The organism is Helicobacter sp. 13S00482-2 (assembly GCF_002272795.1).
Lineage (GTDB): Bacteria > Campylobacterota > Campylobacteria > Campylobacterales > Helicobacteraceae > Helicobacter_J.
The window spans coordinates 1-25850 of the sequence record NZ_MLAT01000015.1 but is presented as its reverse complement, the minus strand read 5'-3'; the positions used below and the strand labels follow the sequence as shown (position 1 = coordinate 25850).

Genomic DNA, 25850 nt, shown 5'->3' with positions numbered 1-25850 from the left:
GAATTTGACTCATACAGTACTAGGGGTTGATATAGGATCAAGCAAAATCTGCTCCATCATTGCTGAGATAAGGGATGGTATCCCTCAAATAATCGGTTCTGGAATACAAAAATCTCTGGGAGTAAAAAAAGGCGTCATTGTCAATATAGAACAAGCTAGCAAAAGTGTGAAAAGTTCGATAATGGATGCTAAAAGAATGGCTGGGGTTGATAATATTAACAAAGCCATCATATCCATTTCTGGAGCTTACACCAAAAGCATTAATAGTTCAGGAGTCATTAATATTCCTGGTAGTGAAATAAGTATCAAAGAAATAGGACGAGTGCTTGAAACTGCTCTTTATAATGCCTCTATACCTTCTGAATACGAAGTAATACACGTCCTTCCATACAAATTCAAACTTGATGATCAAGACTTCATAGAAGATCCGATGGGAATGAGTGGAACAAGACTTGAAGTTTTTGTACATATCGTAACAGCTCAACGCACGAGTTTGGAAAATCTTAAAAAAACTGTTCGACTCGCAGGAGTTGAAATAGAAAATGTCGTGTTAGCTTCTTATGCTAGTTCAATTGCCGTTTTAGATGATGATGAAAAAGAAATGGGAGTGGCTTGCATTGATATAGGTGGAAACACTTGCGAATTGATGATATATGATGGCAATTCTATGAAATATAATGATTTTCTAGGAGTTGGTTCTCATCACATCACTAGCGATCTAGCAATCGTATTAAATACTTATGTATCTGCAGCTGAAGCAGTTAAAATCAACTATGGCAATTTGAGTCCCATATCAGATGAAAACTCATCTCAAATGATTGAAGTTCCCGCTATTGGAGAGGGTGATAACAAGCATCGTGTTCTTTTAGAAACTGTTCAGAAAGTTATACATTCAAGAGTTGTAGAAACTCTAAGCATTTTAATCAAATCAATCAATCGAAGTGGTCTAAAAGATCAATTAGGAGCGGGAGTCGTCCTAACTGGTGGAATGACAAATATGACAGGTATCGAAGAAATTGCAACAGCTATATTTCCAATTGGAATGCGAGTAAAAATAAAAAAACCTATTGATGTTAGTGGACTTTTTGATGATCTAAAAGATGCATCAAATTCTACCGCCATAGGTCTAATATGGTATGGTGCTGGGAAACATACCAATTATGAGAAAGATTCAGAGAAGAATATTCGCTACAAGAAAGAAAAAATTAACGCTGAACCAATCCCTCAATACGCTCAACAAAGAAGTTTTATTGAAGCAGATCTAACAAATCTAAAAGAACAAGTCGCAAAAGATATGCAAAAGGTTCAAAAAAAAGATATAATTGAAGATATTGATGGTTCCAAAAAGAACACCGTAACCAATTTATTCACACGATTGGCATCGAAGTTATTCTAAGAAAGGCAAAAAATGGCACAAGAAAATATAAAAATAGACATACAAGAAATCCACGCTACAAATGGAGCTAAGATAACTGCTATAGGTGTTGGTGGAGGTGGTTCGAATATGATAGCCCACCTTATGGCAACAGGTGCACATAAAGATATAACCCTCATAGCTGCTAATACAGATATTCAACATTTAGACAACTCTCCAGCTAGAATTAAAATCAAACTTGGTGAAAAATTAACCAAAGGACTAGGTGCAGGTATGCAACCTGAAGTGGGTATGCAAGCAGCTCAAGAAAGCTTTGAAAATATCAAGGAAAGCTTACAGGGTTCTGATATCGTCTTTGTGTCTGCTGGACTTGGCGGGGGAACAGGGACAGGTGCTGCACCTATCATCGCTGCAGCTGCAAAAGAAACAGGGGCATTGACCATCTCCATTGTTACTAAACCTTTCAAAATGGAAGGAAATAAACGTACTAAAATTGCCGAAGAAGGACTCAAAGAACTTAAAAAAAATAGCGATACCATCGTTGTGATTCCTAATGAAAAGTTATTATCCACTATAAGTAAAAATGCAGGTATCAAAGAAAGTTTTAAAGAGGTTGATAATATTTTGGCCAAAGCCGTGAATGGAATATCAGGAGTGATTCTCAATTATGGTGAAAATGATATTAATGTGGATTTTGCCGATCTAAAGACCGTGATGAGTCATAAAGGACTTGCGTTAATGGGAACAGGAGAGGCCAAAGGGGAAAATGCAGCAGCTGAAGCCATAAAAGTCGCTATCAATTCTCCATTATTTGACAACCTTTCTATTAACGGAGCAATGGGCGTTTTGGTAAATTTTGAAATCAATCCCAACTATCCATTGCTTGAGATTAATGAAGCAATGGAATTTGTAGCAGAAGCTGCACACGAAGATGCTTATATTATCTTTGGAACTCAAACAAGCGAGGATATTGCATTAGATTGCGTGAGAATAACCATTATTGCCACAGGTTTTGAAAAAGAAATCATCAATGATATTCAGGCGAATGTAGAGCCCCAAGTTCGTCCTGTGCGAAATATGTCTCTAGATGCTATAACAATATCAAATGCAATATCAAATGGAGACTACTATAACGAAATTGATCTTGATGTGCCAGCGATAATGAGAAATCAAAAAGACTGATCCTGATAGCTGTAATCAAATAACCGAAAACTATGGGATCGAAAAATAATCTCCATTGATGGTGAAGTTTATTTCAAGATATCAAATAGATCTAAAACTAGCATCAAACGAATTGAATTTAAATCACAATCCCTAGAAGATAAATTTCATTTTAAAATATCAAGTTGCCTCTCATATGCGTCTGTTTGAATATCAAGCAGATGTAGCATTGTATGAAACAAATAATCATGATTGAATCCATCGTCTTTGTGTTTAAAAAGCTTATCAAGTTGTGCTTCATAACCTTTTCCAAGCCAAATCAAAGAGGGGATATGCTTTTGAAAATCTGGTGAAAGTGGGTAAGGCAACCCTCCGTGCATATATTGTCCATATTCACCCAAACTCTCCCCATGATCACTTAAATACCACAGTCCTGTAAAAAAATCTTTTTTCTGCTTCAAGGATTGGGTGATATGATAAACAAAATGGTCTGTATAAATAAGAGAATTATCATAAGCATTCACAATCTCTTGATGAGAGCATTTCTGTAGCTCTTTTTCTTTGCATACAGGTGTGTATATTTCAAATTCCTTAGGGTATCTCTGATAATACAACGCTCCATGAGAACCATGCAAATTCACCACAATAAAAGAATCATCTTTTGCATTTTTTATGAGTGTATCAATCTTTTCAAGCATCGCCCCATCAAGTCTTCCATCATTGTAATACGTGATATTTTTAACTCTTGCACAAACTTCCCCTATACAAGTATCTCCATTGTTACTGATCCAATAAGTTTCATACCCTACTCTTTGGGTGATATCTAATAGGTTGTCTGTATATATAGATTGATTTCTTTTTTTATAACTCTGATGAGTATAGTTCGTAAGCATACAAGGGATAGAAATCGCAGTGATAACGCCACAAGAATAAAAATTTGTAAAATTCACTAAAGAGTCTAATTTTTCTGTATAACGATTTGTGTCTCTAGAATAACCATTTAAGGAAAAATTCGCAGCTCGTGCACTCTCCCCAATAACCAGAACAAAGATCTTTTTATGATGATGTGTGGATAATTTTGCATCTAATGCAATATGAGTGAATTCTTTAGGAGTATCAAAAGAATTCAAAACATAATCAATAGTTGAACGAATAGGAGAAATAGGATTTGTCATATAAATAATAGATTTAGAGCTTTTAAATGCAAAAACAATATTGCTACCTTGCCAAACATACATCCCTAATATCGAAAGGATATATACCATAATCAGAATGAATTTTACTCTCACCCCTCTCAGAAAAGAGGTCTTATGCTTAAGTCTCATTACATATAAAATACAAATGGGTAAAAAAACATAGCCTATCAAGGAATAAAACAGTCCTGCACTAAGAAATTCCTTCGCTTCAGATAGATTGGTTTTGAGCAAACTCTCTATTACCATATCATTGATAGAAATATCAAGGGTTTTCATATAGTATTGACTCACTCCAGCGATACAAACAAGGATCCCGATGATCCACTTTGCACTCAGCCTGAAGGTTATCAATTCCATTGCGAGTGCCAAAATAAGCACATAAGTAATGAATGTTACAAAAACAAGAAAATACCCGCCATTATCAATTTCTTCAATAGAATATGAATAAATTTTTAGCCAAAAAGTATCATTATAAAATCCCACAAAAAGAACTGCAAATGCAAGGATAATAGTATGATAAGAAAAAGAATTTGAAAAAACTCTTTTCACTTCTACTCTTCAATGTAATTTTTAAGTTTTCTGCCTACTTTAGGATGTTTAAGTTTTTTGATGGCACTAGATTCTATCTGTCTGACACGTTCCCTTGTTACATTGAGTTCTTTGCCGATTTCTTCTAGTGTTCGATCACTTTCATCATCAAGCAATCCAAAACGCATACGAATAACGGCTTTTTCTCTATCATTAAGTTGATCTAAAACTTCATCAATTTGAACCTTCAAGTCTTCTTTCATAATATAATCCATCGGACCCATTGAGTTTTTATCTTCAACAAAATCCCCAAATTTTCCATCATCATCATTCCCAATAGGAGCTTCTAAGCTGATAGGCTCTTTGGTTATCTTGATAACATTTTTAACTTTATCTACAGGCAGTCCAACTTCTTGAGCGATAACTTCAACATCAGGCTCCTTACCAACTTCTTGGACATATTTACGCATAATTTTATGAATACGATTAATGGTTTCTATCATATGAATAGGAATCCGAATTGTTCTAGCTTGATCTGCGATTGCTCTAGAAATTGCTTGTCTTATCCACCAAGTGGCATAAGTAGAAAATTTAAACCCCTTTTTATATTCAAACTTATCCACCGCCTTCATCAATCCAATATTACCCTCTTGAATGAGATCTAAAAACGGCAATCCCCTATTGGTATATCGTTTTGCAATAGAAACCACCAACCTGAGGTTAGATTTTGCCATTTTATTTTTTGCCTTATCAGAAATAGACTTTCCTCTTTTTATTTGTTCTAAAATTTCTTTGAGTTTTTCTGGTTCAAGATCAAAGCCTCCTTCGCTAGCTTCTTTTGTTTGAAAAAGTTTTTTAAGCTCAACATACACACTGACCATAGTGGCTTCAGGAACAGCTGCAGCAATATCATCTCTAGTCATATTTGTAATATTATCAAGAATTTTTTGATGATTTTCGATAAGAATATCATTAAATAAAGGAAGCTTATATTCTAATCTTTTAAGTTCTCTTTCAAAGCCATCTCCACTTTTAAGCGTATTTTCCATTGCCTTAACAAGCTCATTAATAAGCTTACTTGTAGGTCCTAAATCAAGTAATTTATCTTTTAAGACTTGTTTTTTATGTGCTAGAGTAAGGATATGGAGCAACTCATCATCATCTGGGTTAGGAACGATGTCTAAAACCTTCATCCAATCTTTTTTTGCCTTATCAAGTGCCTTGAAGCTGTCTAAAACCTTATCCACACGTTTTTGATCTTTTTTGCTAGTAGGTTTTTTGTTTTCTCCTTCATCCTCATCTAAACCCTCATCATCTTCCTCTTCATCATCACTCTCTTCATCATCAAAGCTTTTAAAGAGTTCTTTAACTCGTCTTTCTCTATTGATCAATGCATCTTTATAGTCATAAATAAAATCAATCAAATACGGAACTGAACAGATAGCATCTAAAATTGTATTTTCTCCGAGCTCAATTTGTTTGCTTAATTCAATCTCTTCTTCTTTTGTTAGAAGTGCAATTTGTCCCATCTCTCGAAGATACATTCTTACAGGGCTATCACTCCTACTCCATTCTAAGAGCTCTCTTTCTTTCATAAAATCAAATTCATCTTCAAGCTCTTCGTCTAAAACTTTTCGTTTTTCTTCAGCCAGTTTGATTTTATCAGCAGTATTGAGGTTTTTAGCTAGTTCAGATGAAGTTACAAGTATTCTTTTAAATTTACTAGCTGATTCTTTGATTTTTTTTACTTGAGCGGATGTAGGAGCTTTTTGAAGAACTTGTGCTATTTTTTCATAAGAAACAAACCCGCTTTCAGCCTCCTTAAATAGACTTTCTAATTCCTGATTGATTGCCTTTGCTGACATATTTTCCCTTGTAGATTTTAGTATGAAGAGGATTGCGATATTTGAGTGCGTATTATACCGAAATTTTATTTATCTTTCAAAGAATGCTTTGAAATTACCTAAAATTCCACTCTTTTACAAATTCATCAATTTGTTCTCTTTGTATATTTAAACACAAAATTTCTTCCTTCTCACCTAGATTATCTTCTATTTTTCCATTTGGCAAAGCTATAAAACTATCGCCATAAAACTTCCATTTCAGCCCCTCTTGTATGCACTCTCCAATCCGATTGACCCGAACCACTATACAAGAGTTAATAAAAGCTCTAGCTTTGCACAAATCTCTCCATCTCTCATTAGAATCAAACGTACTTGCCGTACATAAAATGACCACATCCACACCTGCTTGTTTAAGCTTGATCCATATCTCATCAAAATGCAATTCAAAACCAAAAAGTACCCCTATTTTAAGCCCATCTTTTTCAAAAATGTAAGGTAATTTAAAACTTTTACTTTTAGGATTTGCAAAAAACTTTTCTTCATTCCAATGTGAGAAAGAAATTAATCGTTGTTGCATATAAAAATCTGTTTTATCTCCATCAATAATGGCAATTTTTTTATAGATCTTTTTTTCATCACCACACACAATGGGTGCAACAATGGTGAGATGATATTTTTTTGCAAGTTTGCTTAGTTGTGTGAGTTTGCTTTGAGCAATTTTATTGAGAAGCTCTTTTGGAGAGTTTTTAAAATCGTGAAAAAAAAAGTTTAAAACATATTCACCAAGAACAACTATCGAACCTTTTTTAATGGTTTTTGCATAAGTAGATAATTTTTCTTCTTTTAATGGGAGAGAGGAGAGTTGAAAAATTGCAAGATTCATTCTTGTTCCTTATTTTGAATATTTTGAGCTTTTAATTCTTGATATTCCAATTTTGCATTCTCTAGCATTCTTTGTGCCAATTCAAGCTCTTTTATCCCATCTCTATATAAGGTTAATCCATCTTTTAGATTTAAATTTTGATTCCCTAGGTTGCTTAAAATTTCCTTGGCTTTTTCTATCCTTGTTTCAAAACTAAGATCGTTCAATATTTCTTCTTTATGCATTATAAATCTCCTTATTAAGTGTGCCCAATTCCTTATCTGCACAAACAGCGGAGGTCATAGCCCCAGAAACATTACTCAATGTCCGTGCCATATCCAAGATGGGATCAATAGCTAATACAATCGCAAGAAGTCCAAAATGATCCCCAAAACCAATCCCTGCAAGCATAATTGAAGCTGCCATCGTAGCCACTCCAGGAATCCCAGCAATCCCTAAAGATCCTAAAATAGCGACCATAACAACCATCACCATAAAACTAAAATCAATCTGCACACCCAAAATATTAGCGATAAACACAGCTGTCATAGCAGGAAAATATCCTGCACAACCATTAAGTCCAACAGTACTACCTAAAGAGGCAGTAAAATTCGCTGTTCCTGCATTCACTCCTAGTTTGTTTATCAAAGTAGAAATACTTAAAGGCAACATCGCAACTGATGATCTAGTTGTGAAAGCCAATAAACAAGTATTTAAAGATTTTTTGAAATAAATCCAAGGATTCAAACCATGCAAAGCAACTAGCAAAAGATTTATAATAAGCATAATAAACATTGCCAAATAAATTAAGATAACAAACAATATGGTATCTCTGATGGCTCCAAAACCATTTGAAATCAAAGTATTACTCATCAAGCATATGACCGCATAGGGCATGAAGCGAATCACAAACAAGGTCATTGACATCATTATCTGATAGCCCATCTCAACAAGATTTTCAAGGGTTTTAGAGATAGCTTGAAATTCCTTTTTTTTTGAAATAGCTCTAGCAGAAAAGCCTATAAAAAATGTAAAAATCACTACTCCAATAATATTATCACTACTCATAGCAAATACTGGATTACTTGGAACAAGCCCTAATAAAACATCTGTAAAGGTTTTAACCTTCCTTATCTCCACTACACCTGCAATAGATTGTAGATTTTGTCCTAACCCGAAATTAACTGCCAAAAAAATTCCCACACTAGCAGCTATTGCTGTTGTGAATAAAAGCCAAAAAATTGATCTACTCAAGAGTGCCTTAAGATTAATACCATTATCAATATGCAAGATAATCCGAATCAACGAAAATAAAATAATCGGAACAACAAGCATCTTGATAAAACCTACAAATACCTTACCAAAAAAACCAAGCCAAGTCTTGATTTCAACTAGCCAAGGAATGTTTTGGATCTGATCTTGAGCAGGATAGTCTGCCATAGCTTGAAGCACAAAGCCAAAAGCAATTCCCATAAAAAGTGAGATAAACATTCGCAAGGAGAAACTAAAATTTTTCTTCTGTAATATCCATAGAAAATAAAAACAGGCAAACAAAACAACCAAAGCAATCCAGGTGATTGGTTCTGAGAGAGCCAAAAAGCTATTTAAAAAAGTTTTATTATTCATTTTGTTGTTTTACTCCAATTAAAAGAGTTGAAATATTCGCACTATAACCTTTGATAAATTTCATCTGAACTCCAAGCTTATTCAATTCTTCTATAAGCATACTTGAAGTCAAAAAACCATCAATAGAATCTGGCAAATATTTATACGCCCTATAGTTTTTTGATAACAGACCACCGATAATTGGTAAGACTTTTTTCGTGTAAAAGCCCATCATCTTATCTAAAAAATTCTCTTTTTCTTTCTTTGTGAATTCCAATATAACAAGAACTCCTCCTTTTTTCAAAACCCTAGCAAATTCACCTAAAGCTTCCTTTATATCGACAACATTTCGAAGGCCATAAGCGATGGAAAGAATATCAACACTTTGTTTCTCTATGTTTGTGAGGTTTTTTGCCTCGCCTAAAAAAAGTTCTACTTTTCTTGATTCTAGTTGATTTTTAAGTTTTTCTCTAGCCACCTCTAACATTCCGTTAGAGGGGTCAATACCAATAATTTTTCCAAAATCTTTTTGAAATTTTTTAGCATTTCTTTCCCAATGCAAAATCATATCTCCTGTTCCGCAAGCAACATCAAGTATCACCGAAGGGCTATCCTCTCCAAAATATTCAAAAGCTTTTTTACAAGCTTCTTTTCTCCAAGCCACATCAATTCCTAGACTCAATATACGATTAGCACTATCATAGGTAGGAGCAATACTATCAAACATTTCAATAATCTGTTTTTGTTTATCCATTTTTTTTCTCATCTATCCAGTTTTTTAAGTCATCTATCTGTTCTTTTGTCCTACGAGTAGATGTCCCTCCAAGACTATCTCGTGCATTCATTGATGTTTTAATATCTAATATTTTTTCAATTCCTACAAGCTTTAAAGAAGTTATTTGAAATATTTCATCTTCACTCAATTCGCTAATATCGACACCTTTTTTCTCAGCAAAAGCCACCACCTCTCCAGTGATATGATGCGCTTCCCTAAATGGCAATTGCTTTTCTCTGACCAAAAAATCAGCTAAATCTGTAGCTGTCAAATGACCTATTTTTGCCATTTTTAGCATATTTTCTGGATAGATTCTCATACTAGCAAGAACTTCTTTTAGTATCTCTAAAGAAATCATTGTGGTTTTAACACTATCAAATACACCTTCTTTATCTTCTTGTGTATCTTTGTTATATGCAAGAGGTAATCCCTTCATAACACTAAGAAGCCCCATAAGATTTCCAAAAACTCTCCCACTTTTTCCACGCAAAAGTTCAGGGACATCAGGATTCTTCTTTTGGGGCATAATAGAACTTCCAGTAGAATACGCATCTGAAATAGAAATGAATTTGAACTCATAGCTACTCCATAACACTAACTCTTCTGAAAATCTAGAGATATGCATTAAAAGCATTGAAATATCATAGAGCATATCTAGTGCAAAATCTCTTTCGCTAACAGTGTCCATAGCATTCAAGGTAGGAGCTTTAAAGCCTAGATCTTTTGCCATCATTTCTCTATCATTGCCATAAGGTGTCCCAGCTAATGCACCAACACCCAATGGTAGAAAGTTATTACGCTCAAAACTGTCTGAAAATCTTTGATAATCTCTCTTTAAGCTCACGCACCAAGCAACCAAATGAAATCCAAAATTAATAGGTTGAGCGTGCTGAAGATGTGTCATTCCAGGCATAATAGTATCAGTATGTTCTTTGGCAACTTCCAAGATAGTATCCATTAGATCTAGTATTTTTAATCTGATTTTACGATTATAATCTAAGACATACATTCTAAAATCAAGTGCAACTTGATCATTTCGACTTCTAGCGGTATGGAGTTTTTTCCCCGCCTCACCAACAAGATCTATAAGAGCACTTTCAATGGCCATATGAATATCTTCATCAACAATCTTGAATTCAAACTCATCTTTTTTAATCCGTTCTGCAATACTCTGTAGTCCATTGATAATGCTTTCATATTCAGATCTTTTTAAAACACCAATACTCAAAAGCATTTTTGCATGAACTTTAGAACCGGCAATATCGTATTCCCAAAGTTCTTGATCAAAAGCAATGGAAGCATTGAAGCTATCTAACAAACTGCTACTATCTTGGGTGAATCTTCCGCCCCATAATTTTGCCATCACTTCTCCTAAAATTTAATCACTGCACAAATAGTAATCACTATCAAACACAACGTAGGTATTTCATTGAATATTCTAAAAAATATACCACTTTTTTCACACCTATCATCTTTAAATCTCTTGAGGTAATAACCACACACAAAATGATAGATCAATAAAAATACCACAAAAAGTAGCTTTAGATGTAGCCAAGCTCCCATTTTAAATAACGTAGGATTGATAGCGATCATCAAAATCCCTGTGATCAGAGTTAAAACCATAGCGGGCTTACCAATAAATGAATAAAGCTTTCTCTCTTGAACTTTTGCAATATCAGTATAGCTTTTATTTGATCTATTTTCGCTATGATAAACAAAGATTCTAGGGAGATAAAAGAGCATTGCCATCCAAGAAACAAAGGCAATGATATGCATTACTTTAATCCACGAATAATATTCACTCAGAATCTCCATACTTAACTCCTGAATTTTAAATCCTGCTCATACTCTTTTAGAAATGAATCCACTTTTGTTGCTGAACCTGATATTTTGATTTTAACCACCTTTTGCAAAAAAGCCTCTTTTTCTAAAATAATTTCAAGTTTTTTTGCTAAATACTCAAGCTGTCCTAAGAGTGAATATTCACATTCCAAATAGCTAGTGCTAAATCTTTCAAATCTCAAAAAAGCTCCCGAATCTTCCCCTAGATGACAACATTCAAGCACACTTTGAGTGTATGCCCTAACAAGCCCACCCACTCCTAGCAAAGTGCCCCCAAAATACCGCACGACAATTGCTACAATATTGATAAGTTCTTTTCCTCTTAAGACATTCAAAATGGGCATTCCAGAGCTTCCCTTAGGCTCTTTATCATCGCTAAACCTTTCATTTAGCTGATCTTTTATCATAGCACGATAAGCATAAACGAAATGAGCGGCTTTGAGGTGGGTTTTTCTAAGCTGATTTAAGGTTTGCTCAAAATCATCAAAAGGAATCAAAAAAGCCAAAAACCTTGAGCCTTTAATGGTGATTTCACAATGCACTTGAGTTAGGATTGTATTCATTGCGGATTTATTGCTTGAAGATATATCTGCATTTTTCCATTATCTAATATCATTGAGGACTTATTTCTAGTAATTGTGAATAGTCCATTAAAATCCCTCATAAACCTAAACTCAAAACTCATCAACTCATCAGGATTGCAAAGCTTCCTAGTAATCCCTGTATTGCCAACCTCAATATGATCATCATCCTTCCAAGCATAACTAGCAAAATAATTATTGCAAGCAGCAAGACCATAAATTCTGTGTTGAGATGGATCAAAAGTCATTGTAGAAATCTCATTTAAACTAGTGAATTCACCTTCAACCAAAGATGGTTTAGTTTGCTTGATATTATCAGAATCATTTTGCATATCATCAGTTGCATTGATATCTGAATCAGAAAGAAGAGTATTTTGTCCAGAAGACAACGCATTTGCAGTGTCATCTTCGTTGCTCATACCATCTGAATTGTTTTGTTCAATCTCTTGTGAAGCTTGAGAATTCTTTGTTGTCTCTGCCTTTAGCGATTGCGGGGAGAGGTATTCCTTGCCTCCGACAATGATTTTTTGTATTTTCCAATTATTCTGAGAGATATTTCCATCAAAAGCATTAAACAATGAACACGAGGTAAAAAATACGCCCACTAAAACCAAACCAAAAAACTTCATTATGACAACCCCATTCGATAAATATAGCTTTGAAATTTAAAAGCAAAAATGATACCCAAATCTTGATAATAAATCCCAAACACTAGCGAATTTTTTTAGGTGTCCAGTCATCATTCAAAATTATTAAAATTATTATAAAAAATAAATTTATTATTAATATAAATCATTAATTAATAATTTTAAGCTAATTATAATAAGATATAAGATTTAATAAATCATCTTAAAATAAAATTAAAATATAATTAATAAATAAAATCTATACTTCTATAATGGCAGTTTCGCTTATCACTAGTGTCTCTTTTGGAATAAAAAAGAAGCAAAGAGTGAGTTTTGATGCGGTCAATCTAGGATCTAGTGCTTTTGATTATAATGATAAAGTATCAGGTTTATTGTCAGGAAAATTATGTCCATCTACAACATTTGATGAAAGTATAATGGGTTTCCCAAATAAAACCCTTTAATATGAACTAAAAGGAGCTTATCAACTCTATGTGACACCCAAATAAGGGTTTTGTATAAGAGCCCACCTCAATATGGGTAGCTACTCAAGACCAAAAAAGATACTTCAGTTCTAGAATTATAGAACAAAGACGATACAAGATGCAGAAAAAAGCGAATTATCCTGGTCTGCGATATGGTATTGATGTGGATTATCTGTATGATTTTTACAACACAAGCAAGGATTCTATCGGGCTTTCCTTTGGTTTTGGTTACGAGTTAGCTAATTATGTAGCTAGAACAACAACTATCGATAATAGAACTACCTCAGTAACGTATAAAACTCACTTTTTGGAAATGGTGCTTATCTCAATCTAGGAGCACATTACTGCATCAAGAACAACGAATTTGAATTTGGTTTGAAACTTCCTTTTAGTTTCACTATCTATGGTTATAGTGGAAGGGGAACTATAAAACAAAGCATACCTTCAAGCACTTCTTCAACCCCAATAGGAGGCTTATGAAGAAGGTGTGTTCATGGGTTTTGCAAGAGTTAAATTCAGCTAGACCTATAGATTTTGAGCCCTCTAATTTAATTAGTAATACTAATTAAATCTCTTCTATGCTATTCTTTGATGATTTCAAGAATCTTAAGAAAACTAAGCCTATCTAATTGCATTCCTGAGGTCATATTTTTGATTGTGATGGTTTTAGATGCATATTCATCTTCCCCAATAACGATCACAAATTCGTGTCCTTTGGAATGTGCGTAGCTGAATTGTTTCTTTAATTTTGTGGCCTCTGGATATACTTCTGTATTCACATTGCTACTACGAAATGACTCTGCAAGAGCGTGTGCATAACTAAAATAAGCTTCATCCATACAAGAAATCAAGATCCTTGCATTTGTAGATTTATCACTCAGCAATCCAAGTTCTTCAAGCCCTGCTAAAAGTCTGTCTATACCAATGGAAGCACCCACTCCACTTAGTTTTTCTTTTGAAAATGTTCTTGTCAGATCATCATATCTCCCACCTGAACAAACACTCCCTAAACTTTTAAGGGAATTCAAAGTAGTCTCATACACAATACCTGTGTAATATCCAAGTCCTCTAGCAATAGAAAAATTAACCCGATAAGTATCCCTATCCATTTGCAAACTTGAGAGGATTTGATACATTTCTTCAAGCTCTTGTATTCCCTTTTTTAACTCCTCATTCCATTCCTTCATTGGCGATATTTCATCAAAAAATTCATCACTAGATCCAATCTGTTTTATGCTTGTTGCCTTAAGTAAGCCTTGTATTTTTTTCTCTGTCATATTAAGCTCTTTTTTAAGCTCAACACACACACCATCTTCGCCAATTTTATCAAGTTTATCAATGACTCTAAGAGTTGTTTGAATATCTTTTTTTTCCACAACCCCAAAATATTTACAAATTCCATTGAGAATTTCTCTATGATTGAGCCAAATAGTGAATTCTTCAATACCTAAAGACTCCATAGAAGAATAAATAACCTCTACAATCTCAGCATCACATACAACAGAATTGCTCCCAATAAAATCAAAATCACATTGAGTGAATTCTCTATATCTTCCCCTCTGTGCCCTCTCTCCACGAAAAACATTACCAATAACATAACGTTTAAAAGGAAGATCAACTTGGTTATGATATTGAGAGATAAATCTAGCCAAAGGCACCGTCTGATCAAAACGAAGTGCAACATCTCTACCACCGTGATCTTTAAAAGCATAGAGCTCTTTTTGAATTTCATCACTACCTTGTTTGATGAGTATTTCAGCATATTCAAGATGAGGAGTCTCAATGGGAACAAATCCAAAGCTTTGAAACACTTTGGAAACCTTTCCTAATAGCTTTTCTTTTGCCATCGCTTCTTTAGGCAATCTGTCTTTAAACCCACTCAATGTTCTAGGTACAACTAGCATTAAAAAACTCTCCGGATTGTTGAATTGCTTGAATTTTATCCTCTTTTGTGTAAAATTCAATTTAAATAAATGTCTATAGGAAACAAATGAGGATTTTACTGAGGTTACCAAACTGGCTAGGAGATGCGATTATGGCAACTGCTGCTATTGAATTACTCAAAGAGCATTTTCCACAAGCTAGTTTTACAATAGTTGGCACACCTATTACTTGTGGAATATTTGATCGTGACAAATCCATAACATCACATTTTATCGATGAAACCAAAAAATCAAAAAGTCGCTTTTTTGCAACCTACAAACTTGCAAAAAAAATTGGTTCTCACGATATAGCCATCACCTTCACTAATAATATATTTTCAGCACTCTTGTTATTTTGGACAAAATCACCCATCAGAATAGGGTATCGCAAAAATTGCCGATCTTTTTTACTCACCTATGCTCCAAAAATTAAAAAAAACACTCATCAAGTGCTCTTATATTCCTTATTGCTCAAAAATATATTGAAGCAATCTGAAGAAGAGATGATAGAAAAAACTCCAAAACTAAAACTGATAACAAATCAAAAATCCAAAAATAGCCACATAAAAATTGGTCTGAGTCCAGGAGCTGCTTTTGGAAGTGCCAAAAGATGGCTAAAAGAATATTTTGCACAGGTAGCTTTTAATTTTATATCAAAGGGCTATGAAGTGATTCTTTTTGGTGATAAAAATGATGTTGAACCCGCTAAAGAAATTATTTTGATGATAGAGAAACTCTCCAACAATCAAGAGATAATGAAAAACATAACAGATTTGAGTGGTAAAACTACCATCAACTCACTCATTGATAATATCAATAATCTAGATCTTTTTATTGCCAATGATAGTGGCCCTATGCATATGGCTAGTGCTCTTGGGGTGCCGTTGATAGCGATATTTGGACCTACAGATGATAGAGGTTCATTTCCTTGGAAACACCCAAATTCGATTATAATGAACAAAAAAATACCCTGTGCTCCGTGCAAAAAAAGAGATTGTCCATTAACTCATCACAACTGTATGAAACTCATCACGCCCACCGAAGTCATCACAAGTGCGAATTCTATTCTCTCAGCAAGGATTTTGAATGAACATTAGCTTTAATGATAGTTCTCCTCTTACAAAATACAAAATATTGAGTAATACCATCACGCCTCGCCCAATCGCCTGGATAAGCACTATTAGCGAGAATGGAGTGTTAAATTTAGCTCCTTTTAGTTTTTTTGGTGTTTTAAGTGCAGATCCTGTGATATTCTCTGTTTGCATCAGTCCCAAAAGTAATGGGGAAATAAAAGACACATTAAAAAATATCTTAAAAAATCAAAAAGCGAGTATTTCAATGATAGAGCAAAACAATCTAAAATCATTACATCAAAGCTCACAAGAACTTCCTTATGAAGTAAGTGAAGCGATAAATTTCAATATTGGTATGCATATCATTCATAGCAACTATCCTCCTATTCCCAAAGAAATAAACGTTGCTTTTATGTGCGAATTTTATGATTTACTCAACATTGGGAAAAACTCACAATCACTGTTACTTGAGGCAAAAGAATGCTTTATTGATGATAAGGTCTATACACAAGATCTGCATTTTATCTTGAAAAATATCGGAAGAGTAGGAAACTACTATCAACTCCCAAATCAATTCATACAAAGCAAAGATTTACTATAAGGCGTCAAATTAAATGATAACTTCCATGGTTGCATCTAGCACGGATTCTATGTATGATATAATTTTTGTCCATAAATAATATTTTTACATACACAGGAGAGAAGATGAAAAAGCTTTTTTTAGCCACTATTTCTGGATTTTTAATCATAACAAATTCTTTTGGAATGGATGCAAAGGAAAAAACTGGCTTTTTTGTGGGGATTGATTTGAATGCGGCGACCTTCAAATATTCAGATGATATACAAAAAAATCTTATGCTTCCATCAAATGAAGCATCTTTGGGGACTCATTATAAAACCTCTTTCAATTATGGAGTTAAAATTGGATATCAATTTTATGGAACTCCACATCACGGATTGCGTCTTGGGGCACATTTAAATATGGGTGATTACTCTTTAAGCATGGAAGATGGTAGCCAAACAACTGCAGGAATATATATTGAGAAAAAAGCAAGTTATTTTGCGTTGAGATATGGAATGGATATGGATTATCTATTTGATTTTTACAACTCTCTGAATACTTCTTTAGGGCTTTCAGCAGGTGTTGGCTATGAATTTGCCAACTATATTAACGGTAAAACAAATATTAATTTTGCAGGCAATGGCAATGGCAATCTTATTTCATTTCAAAATTCACTTTTTGGAAATGGTGCTTATATCAATGTTGGACTCCATTACTATTTCAAAAAACATCAATTTGCTTTTGAGACAAGATTGCCATTTAGTGTGTTTGGCTCTGATAGCTATAGTGCTGATGGAAGCACAAAAGCAATACCAGAAAAAAGCTCATCATTTGTTTATCAAAATGTAAAAATAACAGCAAATGCCTCCTATCATTTTAACTACGCCTATTTATTCTGACCTCGTATCAACGTGGTATTTATAAATGTTTTGTGAAAGCTTTCTAGAATGTGGAGGATGTCAAATATCTCAAGAATATACTATTCAATTTGAGAAAAAACTCCATACCTTCCTAGAACTTTTTCATATCAAAGATCAGGATGTCGAAAAATTTTTGTCTCCTGCTAGTGGTTTTAGGGCTAGAGCTGAATTCAGGTTACATACAGAAAATGATAAAATCTACTTATCAATGAATGCTTATGGCAAAAACCATCGGGTTAAAATCATCTCTTGTCCAATTATCCTACCTCACCTTCAAGACAAACTAAAAATACTGCTTACAATTATCAATAAAAATCCTATCATCAGATATAAACTCTATGGAGTCAGGGTGCTTGGAGGCATATCAGGCGAAACCATCATCACGCTTATTTATCATAAAAAACTAGATCAAGACTTGCAAAAAACGCTTGCTAAACTTACTCAAAAGCTACAATGCTCAATTATAGGTAGGAGCAAGGGAGAGAAAATCACTATTGGTAAAGACTTCATCAATGAAATCTTATGTATTGATAAACAAGAATTTTTCTATATACAACAAGAAGGTAGATTTTCACAACCCAATCCCTATATAAATATTCAAATGATACAATTTGTACTCTCAAAACTCCCTCTTAATATAAAAAGTGACTTGTTAGAAATGTATTGTGGAAGTGGAAATTTCACGATACCACTTTCTAAGAGATTTAGAAAAGTTTTCGCCACTGAAGTTGTCAAATCCGCTATCAAAACACTTGAACAAAATGCCCAAAAAAACCAAATCCATAATATCACCTGTGCACGTTTAAGTGGTGCTGAAACCATAGAAGCTCTAAATAGGGAAAGGGATTTTTTTCGTCTTAGGGAAATCAATCTAAATGAATTCAACTTCTCACATATTCTCTTAGATCCTCCTAGAAGTGGAATTAATGATGCGAATATGCTAACATTCATTCAAAAATTTGATGTCATTATTTATATCTCCTGCAACCCCCTCTCACTCAAAGAAGATTTGAAAATTTTGCAAAAAACGCACAAGATTGAGCATTGCGGGATTTTTGATCAGTTTCCATACACGCATCATCTTGAATGTGGGCTGATTTTAAAGAAATTTTGAACTCTCTAATTCACTTTTCTATCCAAAAATCAGGATTGCCTTTGTAAGAAATATCTTTGGAGTCTGATTCTTCTATAAGTCTTGAGATTTCCTCTGCTGAAAGTAATTTTTCAGTTTCATCTTCAAAATACGAACAATGAACATTAACAGAAAATACCCCTTTAATTTCCTGTAGTTGCTTAAAAATAGAAATCTCTTCGCTAGAATCAATAGCCTCTATTGTAGCGATGATAATACCACTCTCAGACATAGCAACTTCAACCCCATTTATACCATCAATATCTTGGATTATTGAATCTAAATATTCTGGATTGACCTTAAGAATAACACTTGAAATATTCATTTTTTTCCTTCTAAAATCTAAACAATACTGATCGCTCCTTGTGGGCACACACTCACACACAACCCACAAGCATTACAATCATCAAGAACCTCTGGATAAAACATTCCGCTAAATTTAATAAAACCATTGCAGATATCTTTGCACGATAGACAAACCACCTTTGAATAAGCCAAACAAGAAGATATATCAATTTTGGCCTTCCCCACTATTTTATCTTCCATAGCAGGATCTAGAACACCTTTCTTTTCTTCTTGGCACACAAACGCACATTTTCTGCAAAACACACACCCACTATTTGTAAAATCCAAATAAGGAATTCCACCTTCTTTTTTAAAAATAATACCCTCATCGCACACGCCCACACAATACCCCTCGCATTTTGTGCAAGTATGTGTATTTTTTTTCACATAAGGGAGGGATATAAAAGCACGCGTCTTCTTTAAGGCAAAAAAATCCCTTCTTGAGTGCATTTATTTCACACCTTCATTGATAACATCCAATAGATTTGATCTTGTTTTTTCTCTATCACTACGAAATATAGGAGTGAAAGAGTTTTTTACTAATGGTTTTAAATCACTTTGAGGAACATGGCACTGGGTGCAGTTATACCGAGCTTGTGTGATACCATCTTTGATTATTTTGTGATTTCTCAAATCATACATGTGAGATTTAGGAACAGGGGTTGCCCCTACTGATTGTGCGACATCTGCAGAATGACAACTAAGGCACATATTATTATCTTGAGTGATATCAAGCATCCCCTCTGTATTATGAGGTATCAAAGGAGGAGCATTTTCATAAGATCGCTCTATTATTTCTGACTCTCCTGCTGGAGTTTGAGTGTATTGAAAATCTCTAAGTTGAACACTGTTTTCATCTTGCAAAGAAGTTTTTCTAAGCCCCAAAGAATCATCACCGAACCCATCTATTTTTTTACCACCATCTGAACACGCCAAAAAAAATACACACAAGCTGACTAAAGCCAATATTTTGAATTTCATCTTATCCTCCCTTATGCCTTATAAACTTTTACAGCACATTTTTTAAAATCAGTTTGCTTAGAAAGTGGGCAAGTCGCATCTAAACAGACTTTATTGATATACACATTCTCATCAAACCATGGAACATAAACCAAACCTTTTGGAGGTCTATTTCTTCCTCTAATATCAATTCTTGCCTTAACCTTTCCTCTCCTGCTCTCCACCCAAATCACTTCACCTTGTTTGAAATTATTTTTTTGTGCATCATCAGGATTCATATAACATAAAGCCTCTGGCATGGCCTTATAAAGTTCAGGTACCCTCATTGTCATCGTTCCACTATGCCAATGCTCTAGCACTCTTCCTGTACAAAGCCACATCGGATATGCTTCATCGGGCATTTCACAAGGATCCATATAAGGACGGAAAAATATTTTTGCTTTATTATGTATGGATACCTTTGTATCAGTAGGTTTTATTAAATCACCCTGATTCAAAGAAGCTTCTTTGTTACCATAAAAAGCAAACTCTTTTCCATCTCCAAGTTTTTTAACATAAGGATCATATTTGGCATTGAATCTCCATTTTGTTTCCTTGCCATCCACTACTGGCCATCTGAGTCCTCGCACCTGATGATAAATATCAAATTCTGCTAGATCATGGCCATGTCCTACGCCAAACTTTCTATATTCTTCCCAAAGGTATTTCTGCACAAAAAATCCATAGCCCTCAAAAGGTTTCCCATCAGTACCGATAACATTTCGCTCATCTCCAAGAACTTCAGAGTTGATAGCTCCATCTTGCAATAATCTCTCTTTTAGGGTAAAGCTCTTTGCATTTTTGTTTGCAAAAAGCACATCAAAAAGCGTATCATCAGGGCTATAGCCCATTTTTTGTGCTTGATCTAAAACCGATTTAAGCGAGAGTTCTTCATCTTCTCTATCCCAAATATCTTTGATTTTAAAACGTTTAGCAAATTCAAAAATCTGCCAAGTATCACTCATCGCATTCCCTAAAGGAAGAACTTGTTGTTTCCAATGCTGTGTCCTACGCTCTGCATTACCATAAGCACCCCACTTCTCATAAATCATCGCACTAGGCAAAATAAGATCTGCAACTTTTGCAGAAATTCCTGGATAACAATCACTCACAACAATAAAATTATCCATTTCTCTAGCTGCTTTAATCCAATGATTTGCATTAGCAGTATTTTGCCAAGGATTATTCACTGCCACCCATACCCATTTAATCTTTCCATCTTCAATATCCCTCATCATATTCAAATATGGAGAACCAGGCTTTGGATTAATCGTTCCTGCAGGAAGATTCCAAATTTTTTCCGCAATCTCGCGATGTTTTGGATTATTGACCACCATATCCGCTGGAAGTCTATGAGAAAATGTCCCTACCTCTCTAGCAGTCCCACAAGCACTAGGCTGTCCTGTGAGAGAAAATGCTCCATTTCCAGGTTTAGCTTGTTTTCCAAGTAGCATATGAACCATATAGCTCTGTTCATTTACCCAAGAACCTCTTTGATGTTGATTGAATCCCATTGTCCAAAAACTAATCACTTTTCTATTTTTTTCAATATAAAAATTAGCAAGAGCATGAAGTTTTTGTTTAAAATCTTCAATACTTTCATCCTCATTCCCTTTAGCTAGACTTGCTACAAAATCTAACGTATAAGGCTCCAATGCCTTTTTAAAATCAGCAAAAGAAATCTCCCAATGAGCATCTGCTTTAGAAACATTTTCCATTTTCATCTCTTGCCCTGCTTTCATTCCTAAATACTGCAATGCAATGGCTTCATTTTCACTCAAATTTTTCTTGAGTTCTTTTTTGAGGGTCTCTTTTTCTGCATTACTAAAACTTTTATGATCAGGATTGTTTCGCATTCCATAGCCAATATTCACAACTCCTGTGCTAAAAACACAGTTCTCTTTCACAAAATTCTTGTCTATAGCCTCTGGATGGTTATAGACAATCTCTCTAGCAATATAATTCCAGATAGCTAAGTCTGTGGAGGGCTTAAATACAATTTCAATATCAGCAATATCTGAAGTCCTATTTGTGTAGGTACTCAAATTAATAATCTTCACTTTTGAGGGATTATTGAGCTTTCTATCTGTAACACGACTCCATAAAATCGGATGCATTTCAGCCATGTTTGCACCCCAAGTCACAACCGTATCAGTGAGCTCAATATCATCATAGCAACCTGCAGGCTCATCTATACCAAAAGTTTGCATAAAACCTATGACTGCACTTGCCATACAATGTCTTGCATTGGGATCTAAATTATTACTCCTAAAACCTGCCTTCATTAGCTTCACACACGCATAACCTTCAGGAATAGTATGCTGACCACTTGCCATAAGAGCCACGCCTTTAGGGCCTAACTCATTGTAGGTTTTGCGAAATTGTTTTTCCATTTCATCAAAAGCTCTCTGCCAACTCACAGGAACAAATTTCCCTTTTTTGTCAAACTCGCCCTTAGAATTCACACGCAAAAGCGGCTCTGTAAGCCTATCTTCTCCATACATAATCTTCGCACAAAAATACCCCTTGATGCAATTGAGTCCAGCATTCACAGGAGCATTAACATCTCCTTTAACAGCGATGATTTTTTTATCTTTTGTGGCCACCATAATCCCACATCCAGTACCACAAAACCTACACACAGCCTTATCCCATTTCCAATCTTTTTGGGCAGATTGTGCATTTGCACTGAGTGCTTGAGGTATACTCAATCCTGCACTTGAAGCCGCTGAGGCTATAGCAACGGCTTTGATAAAATCTCTTCTATTAAATTCTTGAGGCATCATCTTCTCCTTTATGCTTTTTAGCATAAAGATTGTATATCTGATAATAAACTCAAAACTTGATATATGTCAAAATCCTACTCACGAACTCTTGGCACGGGTCTAGTGCTTTCCCAAGCCTTCAAGGGAGTGATTTTATTTTCCCTTCTTTTTTGTTCTTCTTGTTTTTCTTGCTGTTCTTTTTGTTTTTTCTGCATGATCTGTTTTTTATCTCCCCCATAATCTTTGAAATGATTATTGTCATAGAAAGTTTTATCTTTAGCTTCTTGTCTTTCATTATAGGGACTGAAATACTTTTTAGGAGTCACTTTTTGAGGTTTTGGAGGCATCGGTCTTAGATTTAGAGATTTATAAGTTCTAGGTGCTTTTTGGCCAAATTTGTAAGAAATTCCAGCTGAAAGTAGCCAATAAGTATTGATATGCCCAAAAAATTCAGTTTTAAAATCTGTGTGAAATTTCAAACTATCATTGAAAAACATCCAATCCACTCCTCCTCCTAAGCCCAATCGATTATCTATTGTTTTATTATCAATATACAAAGGAATATTCGCATCATCTACTAATGTAACATTTCCTCCCAAATTCATATCATTACTATATTCAACCAATCCTCTAAGATTCAAAGCAGAATACAAATAATCATAACGCTTGTTCAATGCCAAACCAAGCTTTGTGATAAGCGTAGGACTAAAATGAAGATGTGCGCTAACATTAGAATGAGATTGTTTATCTTCAAAATTGATATTCTTCCTTCCAAGTATCATTCCAGGAGTGAGAGTAAAATAAGGTTGAATATAGATGCTTTCATCTCTAACTTTCACTTTTTCAATATCGTTTCTGCAGAAAACTTTTTGTATGCACTTTTCGATAGTTTTTGTTCTAGTGTGATAGAAAGGATAAAAATTATACCCCACCTTAGCGCTAAGCAAAAAGATATGATTTCCAAAATCAAGAGGATGATCTGCTTGAATCAGATTGGCATAAATATTACTATAAACATATTTCACATTTGCATCTAAAATCCACCCTTTTTCATTCACATATCCCCCATAAACACCCATACCTAAGGAATTTGAATGTCCCTGAAATCCATCATCTTGTATATTCATTTTGGTATAATCAAGAGAGCCTCCATAAAAATATCTCTCCTGATCATATACTTCTCCTTTATCATAACCTCCTTGAAAGTTATAAAACAGATTTTGAGTGGTTTTAGCCCCATAAGGTTGCTTTGCATAAATCCCTCCTCCATATACCTTTGCCCATAGACCATTAAGAGTGGGGGGATAGATCATATCATCTATGCGTGTATGTGCAGAATCGCCTTCAAGACGAAATATCTGATAAGGAACATAAAGAATATTAGCAAGTGACTTGGCCGTTTGATTAGGAACGTTATCAAAACTCGCTAATATCCATTGTATTCCTCCGCCATTTGGAACCCTCTGTAATATTGGAACATAATCATATAAGCCAATAATCGTAGCAAGTCCCTTAAAATCAGCTCCTGCATCTACATTATTTGCAGAAGCCACAATCATATTTTTGCCACTAGCATCTAAGAAAATCTTGGTAGGATTTTGATAGATTTGGATATATTGTAGCCCTTTAAGAGTTCCTAATTTTATTGTATCTACTTTTCTACTTCCAATATCTGCCATCAATCTAAAAATACCATTTTCTCCACTGAGCATACCATCAATTTTAAGAATTCTAGGCAAAAAAGTATCAAAATTTCTAGGACAATTATCATTAGGACAGTAAATTCCAGGTGCAGTGCTAGAATCGTATTTAAACAAATCTACAATAGAAAAATTCTTCTCATTTAAAGGATCTAAACGCGTAGATGAATCTATAGAAGGATTGGAAATAATAAGATTCCTGATTGTAGAATACTTAGCACTGCCATCAGAAGTAAGATACCATTTAGCACCATTTTCAAGCCTGAGATTGAAATTTGAGGATATACTTCTTGGATCTTGATAAATCTTTCCCATCCAAAATGAACTTGAATTAGTCAGATTCATATAAAAATCAGTGTCATCTCCTACTTTAATATCTCCTTTTAGTTGAATAATATTATTAGGATTAACAACCTCTTTGGTGTTTTGATCTGCATTGACATATATGTTAGATTTTGCAGCATTTTCTGTAAAAAATATTGTTCGAGTAAAAGTTGAATTGAAAATTTTGGAATTATTGACATCAACAAAAAGATTTTTATTGAAGATGAAAGACCCCTCAGGAACACCTGGAGTCGCTCCATTTTCAACAAATACACCTCTACCAATATTTGAGTTATCAGCCACTCTTAATGAAACATTCACATCAAAAATAATATTGCTTTGAAGATAACCTCTACTCGAAGAATTCCTGTAAGTAAATAATCCAAACATAAATGGATCAGGTCCAATGCGTGTGCCATCATAGAAAAAATTAATCTGTCCATCCCCATTAAAACTATATGTAGGACCATTGCCTGTGAAAAATGCGGCCGTAAACCAATCATCCCTTACAATTCCCGAAGCTATCAAGTTGATATTAACAATAGCATTGTTATTTATATAAGTATTTTCTGATGGCATTAACCCAGTACCACCAATTGGAATATTTGTATTATAAAAAATATCACTATCTTTATCATAAACAGTCCCAGATAAAGGCGGATCAAAAATGATAAACATAAAAATAAGGATTAAAATGCGTCCATTCATTCCTCTTTTGCCTTAATTATTGTTGTTAAATACCATGATTCTAAACAAATTGCATTCCATTTATAACATTTGAATAAATATTTAAATATATTTTTTCTATATAGATAATCAATGATAATATTTATTATTTATGGTTCTGAATTGAAATGTTTTTGAAGTGAGGGTATCATTCTTATTCATTCCTCCCCTGGGTCCTATGAAAAATAATTGAATGAGTGGGTATAACGGAATGAATACCAAATGAATGTTAAGATGGTTTAAAGAACACATCACGTTTAGGTGATTGTGTTTGTTTTGTGCTGCTTGTGTAATATCTAAAGTCCAATCCTATGAATCCTATGAACTTGCAAATCTTTTTAGAACTCATGAATCTTTTAGAATCTTTAGATCTTATGAATCTTGTAAAATCCAAATCCTTCTAAAGCAAAAACAAATCAATGAGAAAAACCTCCTCTGTTAGAATCCTATGAATCCTTAGATCTTGCAAATCTTTTAGAACTTTTAAAATCTTTTAGATTAT

At 34.2% G+C, this 25850-nt stretch carries 23 protein-coding genes; 7 read left to right on the top strand and 16 right to left on the bottom strand.

Going from position 1 to position 25850, the window contains the following annotated elements; genetic code table 11:
- The first annotated feature begins 4 nt into the window (after nt 1-4).
- Both ftsA and ftsZ read left to right on the top strand, forming a co-directional pair.
- Nucleotides 5-1396: a cell division protein FtsA gene (gene ftsA, locus BKH42_RS07205; RefSeq protein WP_095295944.1), complete on the top strand. Its 1392-nt coding sequence runs from the start codon at nt 5-7 to the stop codon at nt 1394-1396.
- 12 nt (nt 1397-1408) lie between these two features.
- Nucleotides 1409-2557: a cell division protein FtsZ gene (ftsZ, locus tag BKH42_RS07200; protein WP_095295943.1), complete on the top strand. Its 1149-nt coding sequence runs from the start codon at nt 1409-1411 to the stop codon at nt 2555-2557.
- A 146-nt stretch (nt 2558-2703) separates the two neighbouring features.
- Here ftsZ and BKH42_RS07195 read toward each other — a convergent pair whose 3' ends face one another.
- From BKH42_RS07195 to BKH42_RS07150, 10 genes are all read right to left on the bottom strand, one after another.
- The gene (locus BKH42_RS07195; RefSeq protein WP_095295942.1) at nt 2704-4281 is read right to left on the bottom strand and encodes a sulfatase-like hydrolase/transferase; all 1578 of its coding nucleotides are present in this window, start codon (nt 4279-4281) and stop codon (nt 2704-2706) included.
- Nucleotides 4282-4283: 2 nt separating this feature from the next.
- Nucleotides 4284-6125: an RNA polymerase sigma factor RpoD gene (gene rpoD, locus BKH42_RS07190; RefSeq protein WP_095295941.1), complete on the bottom strand. Its 1842-nt coding sequence runs from the start codon at nt 6123-6125 to the stop codon at nt 4284-4286.
- Between the two features lie 94 nt (nt 6126-6219).
- Nucleotides 6220-6987, bottom strand: a complete 768-nt coding sequence (locus BKH42_RS07185) for a carbon-nitrogen hydrolase family protein (protein ID WP_095295940.1) — start codon at nt 6985-6987, stop codon at nt 6220-6222.
- Entirely contained in the window at nt 6984-7211 is a 228-nt protein-coding gene (xseB, locus tag BKH42_RS07180) for an exodeoxyribonuclease VII small subunit (protein WP_095295939.1), read from the bottom strand. Before xseB ends, BKH42_RS07185 begins: the two co-directional genes overlap by 4 nt.
- Nucleotides 7204-8592, bottom strand: coding sequence for a cation:dicarboxylase symporter family transporter (locus tag BKH42_RS07175; protein WP_095295938.1), 1389 nt, complete (start codon nt 8590-8592; stop codon nt 7204-7206). The genes xseB and BKH42_RS07175 overlap by 8 nt, the downstream gene beginning before the upstream one ends.
- Nucleotides 8585-9337, bottom strand: coding sequence for a bifunctional demethylmenaquinone methyltransferase/2-methoxy-6-polyprenyl-1,4-benzoquinol methylase UbiE (ubiE, locus tag BKH42_RS07170; RefSeq protein ID WP_257874285.1), 753 nt, complete (start codon nt 9335-9337; stop codon nt 8585-8587). The genes BKH42_RS07175 and ubiE overlap by 8 nt, the downstream gene beginning before the upstream one ends.
- Nucleotides 9318-10709 (bottom strand): argininosuccinate lyase, encoded by a 1392-nt coding sequence (gene argH / locus BKH42_RS07165; protein WP_095295937.1) that lies wholly within the window; start codon nt 10707-10709, stop codon nt 9318-9320. The genes ubiE and argH overlap by 20 nt, the downstream gene beginning before the upstream one ends.
- An 8-nt stretch (nt 10710-10717) precedes the next feature.
- On the bottom strand, nt 10718-11161 hold the full coding sequence (gene hemJ, locus BKH42_RS07160) for a protoporphyrinogen oxidase HemJ (RefSeq protein WP_095295936.1): 444 nt from the start codon (nt 11159-11161) through the stop codon (nt 10718-10720).
- A gap of 2 nt (nt 11162-11163) precedes the next feature.
- Nucleotides 11164-11751 carry a YigZ family protein gene (locus tag BKH42_RS07155; protein WP_095295935.1) on the bottom strand — a complete coding sequence of 196 codons (588 nt, stop codon included), beginning with the start codon at nt 11749-11751 and terminating at the stop codon, nt 11164-11166.
- Nucleotides 11748-12398: an META domain-containing protein gene (locus BKH42_RS07150; RefSeq protein WP_095295934.1), complete on the bottom strand. Its 651-nt coding sequence runs from the start codon at nt 12396-12398 to the stop codon at nt 11748-11750. The genes BKH42_RS07155 and BKH42_RS07150 overlap by 4 nt, the downstream gene beginning before the upstream one ends.
- Before the next feature lie 600 nt (nt 12399-12998).
- On the opposite strand from BKH42_RS07150, the gene BKH42_RS07145 reads away from it, so the two are divergent.
- A complete protein-coding gene (locus tag BKH42_RS07145) occupies nt 12999-13214 on the top strand; it encodes an outer membrane beta-barrel protein (protein ID WP_095295933.1) in 216 nt (71 codons plus the stop codon).
- A 247-nt stretch (nt 13215-13461) separates the two neighbouring features.
- On the opposite strand, the gene hisS is transcribed toward BKH42_RS07145, so the two are convergent.
- On the bottom strand, nt 13462-14784 hold the full coding sequence (gene hisS / locus BKH42_RS07140) for a histidine--tRNA ligase (RefSeq protein ID WP_095295932.1): 1323 nt from the start codon (nt 14782-14784) through the stop codon (nt 13462-13464).
- An 86-nt stretch (nt 14785-14870) separates the two neighbouring features.
- Here hisS and waaF point away from each other — a divergent pair, with 86 nt between their 5' ends.
- From waaF to trmA, 4 genes are all read left to right on the top strand, one after another.
- Entirely contained in the window at nt 14871-15899 is a 1029-nt protein-coding gene (gene waaF / locus BKH42_RS07135) for a lipopolysaccharide heptosyltransferase II (RefSeq protein WP_095295931.1), read from the top strand.
- A complete protein-coding gene (locus tag BKH42_RS07130; RefSeq protein ID WP_095295930.1) occupies nt 15889-16476 on the top strand; it encodes a flavin reductase in 588 nt (195 codons plus the stop codon). Before waaF ends, BKH42_RS07130 begins: the two co-directional genes overlap by 11 nt.
- Before the next feature lie 104 nt (nt 16477-16580).
- Complete coding sequence (locus BKH42_RS07125) at nt 16581-17336, top strand: outer membrane beta-barrel protein (protein ID WP_095295929.1); 756 nt, start codon at nt 16581-16583, stop codon at nt 17334-17336.
- Nucleotides 17337-17361: 25 nt separating this feature from the next.
- Nucleotides 17362-18471 carry a tRNA (uridine(54)-C5)-methyltransferase TrmA gene (gene trmA / locus BKH42_RS07120; RefSeq protein ID WP_095295928.1) on the top strand — a complete coding sequence of 370 codons (1110 nt, stop codon included), beginning with the start codon at nt 17362-17364 and terminating at the stop codon, nt 18469-18471.
- Nucleotides 18472-18481: 10 nt separating this feature from the next.
- Here trmA and BKH42_RS07115 read toward each other — a convergent pair whose 3' ends face one another.
- From BKH42_RS07115 to BKH42_RS07095, 5 genes are all read right to left on the bottom strand, one after another.
- Complete coding sequence (locus tag BKH42_RS07115; protein WP_095295927.1) at nt 18482-18814, bottom strand: chaperone NapD; 333 nt, start codon at nt 18812-18814, stop codon at nt 18482-18484.
- A gap of 17 nt (nt 18815-18831) precedes the next feature.
- Nucleotides 18832-19284, bottom strand: a complete 453-nt coding sequence (locus BKH42_RS07110; RefSeq protein WP_095295926.1) for a 4Fe-4S binding protein — start codon at nt 19282-19284, stop codon at nt 18832-18834.
- Nucleotides 19285-19815: a nitrate reductase cytochrome c-type subunit gene (locus BKH42_RS07105; RefSeq protein WP_095295925.1), complete on the bottom strand. Its 531-nt coding sequence runs from the start codon at nt 19813-19815 to the stop codon at nt 19285-19287.
- Between the two features lie 11 nt (nt 19816-19826).
- On the bottom strand, nt 19827-22616 hold the full coding sequence (napA, locus tag BKH42_RS07100; protein WP_095295924.1) for a nitrate reductase catalytic subunit NapA: 2790 nt from the start codon (nt 22614-22616) through the stop codon (nt 19827-19829).
- A 77-nt stretch (nt 22617-22693) separates the two neighbouring features.
- Nucleotides 22694-25330, bottom strand: coding sequence for an autotransporter outer membrane beta-barrel domain-containing protein (locus BKH42_RS07095; protein WP_095295923.1), 2637 nt, complete (start codon nt 25328-25330; stop codon nt 22694-22696).
- Nucleotides 25331-25850: the final 520 nt, after the last annotated feature.

Coding starts and splice junctions, on each gene's coding strand:
- ftsZ (WP_095295943.1), top strand. CDS start 1,409: ATGGCACAAGAAAATATAAAAATAGACATACAAGAAATCCACGCTACA.
- rpoD (WP_095295941.1), bottom strand. CDS start 6,125: ATGTCAGCAAAGGCAATCAATCAGGAATTAGAAAGTCTATTTAAGGAG.
- BKH42_RS07185 (WP_095295940.1), bottom strand. CDS start 6,987: ATGAATCTTGCAATTTTTCAACTCTCCTCTCTCCCATTAAAAGAAGAA.
- xseB (WP_095295939.1), bottom strand. CDS start 7,211: ATGCATAAAGAAGAAATATTGAACGATCTTAGTTTTGAAACAAGGATA.
- BKH42_RS07175 (WP_095295938.1), bottom strand. CDS start 8,592: ATGAATAATAAAACTTTTTTAAATAGCTTTTTGGCTCTCTCAGAACCA.
- ubiE (WP_257874285.1), bottom strand. CDS start 9,337: ATGAGAAAAAAAATGGATAAACAAAAACAGATTATTGAAATGTTTGAT.
- argH (WP_095295937.1), bottom strand. CDS start 10,709: ATGGCAAAATTATGGGGCGGAAGATTCACCCAAGATAGTAGCAGTTTG.
- hemJ (WP_095295936.1), bottom strand. CDS start 11,161: ATGGAGATTCTGAGTGAATATTATTCGTGGATTAAAGTAATGCATATC.
- BKH42_RS07155 (WP_095295935.1), bottom strand. CDS start 11,751: ATGAATACAATCCTAACTCAAGTGCATTGTGAAATCACCATTAAAGGC.
- BKH42_RS07150 (WP_095295934.1), bottom strand. CDS start 12,398: ATGAAGTTTTTTGGTTTGGTTTTAGTGGGCGTATTTTTTACCTCGTGT.
- BKH42_RS07145 (WP_095295933.1), top strand. CDS start 12,999: ATGCAGAAAAAAGCGAATTATCCTGGTCTGCGATATGGTATTGATGTG.
- hisS (WP_095295932.1), bottom strand. CDS start 14,784: ATGCTAGTTGTACCTAGAACATTGAGTGGGTTTAAAGACAGATTGCCT.
- waaF (WP_095295931.1), top strand. CDS start 14,871: ATGAGGATTTTACTGAGGTTACCAAACTGGCTAGGAGATGCGATTATG.
- BKH42_RS07130 (WP_095295930.1), top strand. CDS start 15,889: ATGAACATTAGCTTTAATGATAGTTCTCCTCTTACAAAATACAAAATA.
- BKH42_RS07125 (WP_095295929.1), top strand. CDS start 16,581: ATGAAAAAGCTTTTTTTAGCCACTATTTCTGGATTTTTAATCATAACA.
- trmA (WP_095295928.1), top strand. CDS start 17,362: ATGTTTTGTGAAAGCTTTCTAGAATGTGGAGGATGTCAAATATCTCAA.
- BKH42_RS07115 (WP_095295927.1), bottom strand. CDS start 18,814: ATGAATATTTCAAGTGTTATTCTTAAGGTCAATCCAGAATATTTAGAT.
- BKH42_RS07110 (WP_095295926.1), bottom strand. CDS start 19,284: ATGCACTCAAGAAGGGATTTTTTTGCCTTAAAGAAGACGCGTGCTTTT.
- BKH42_RS07105 (WP_095295925.1), bottom strand. CDS start 19,815: ATGAAATTCAAAATATTGGCTTTAGTCAGCTTGTGTGTATTTTTTTTG.
- napA (WP_095295924.1), bottom strand. CDS start 22,616: ATGCCTCAAGAATTTAATAGAAGAGATTTTATCAAAGCCGTTGCTATA.
- BKH42_RS07095 (WP_095295923.1), bottom strand. CDS start 25,330: ATGAATGGACGCATTTTAATCCTTATTTTTATGTTTATCATTTTTGAT.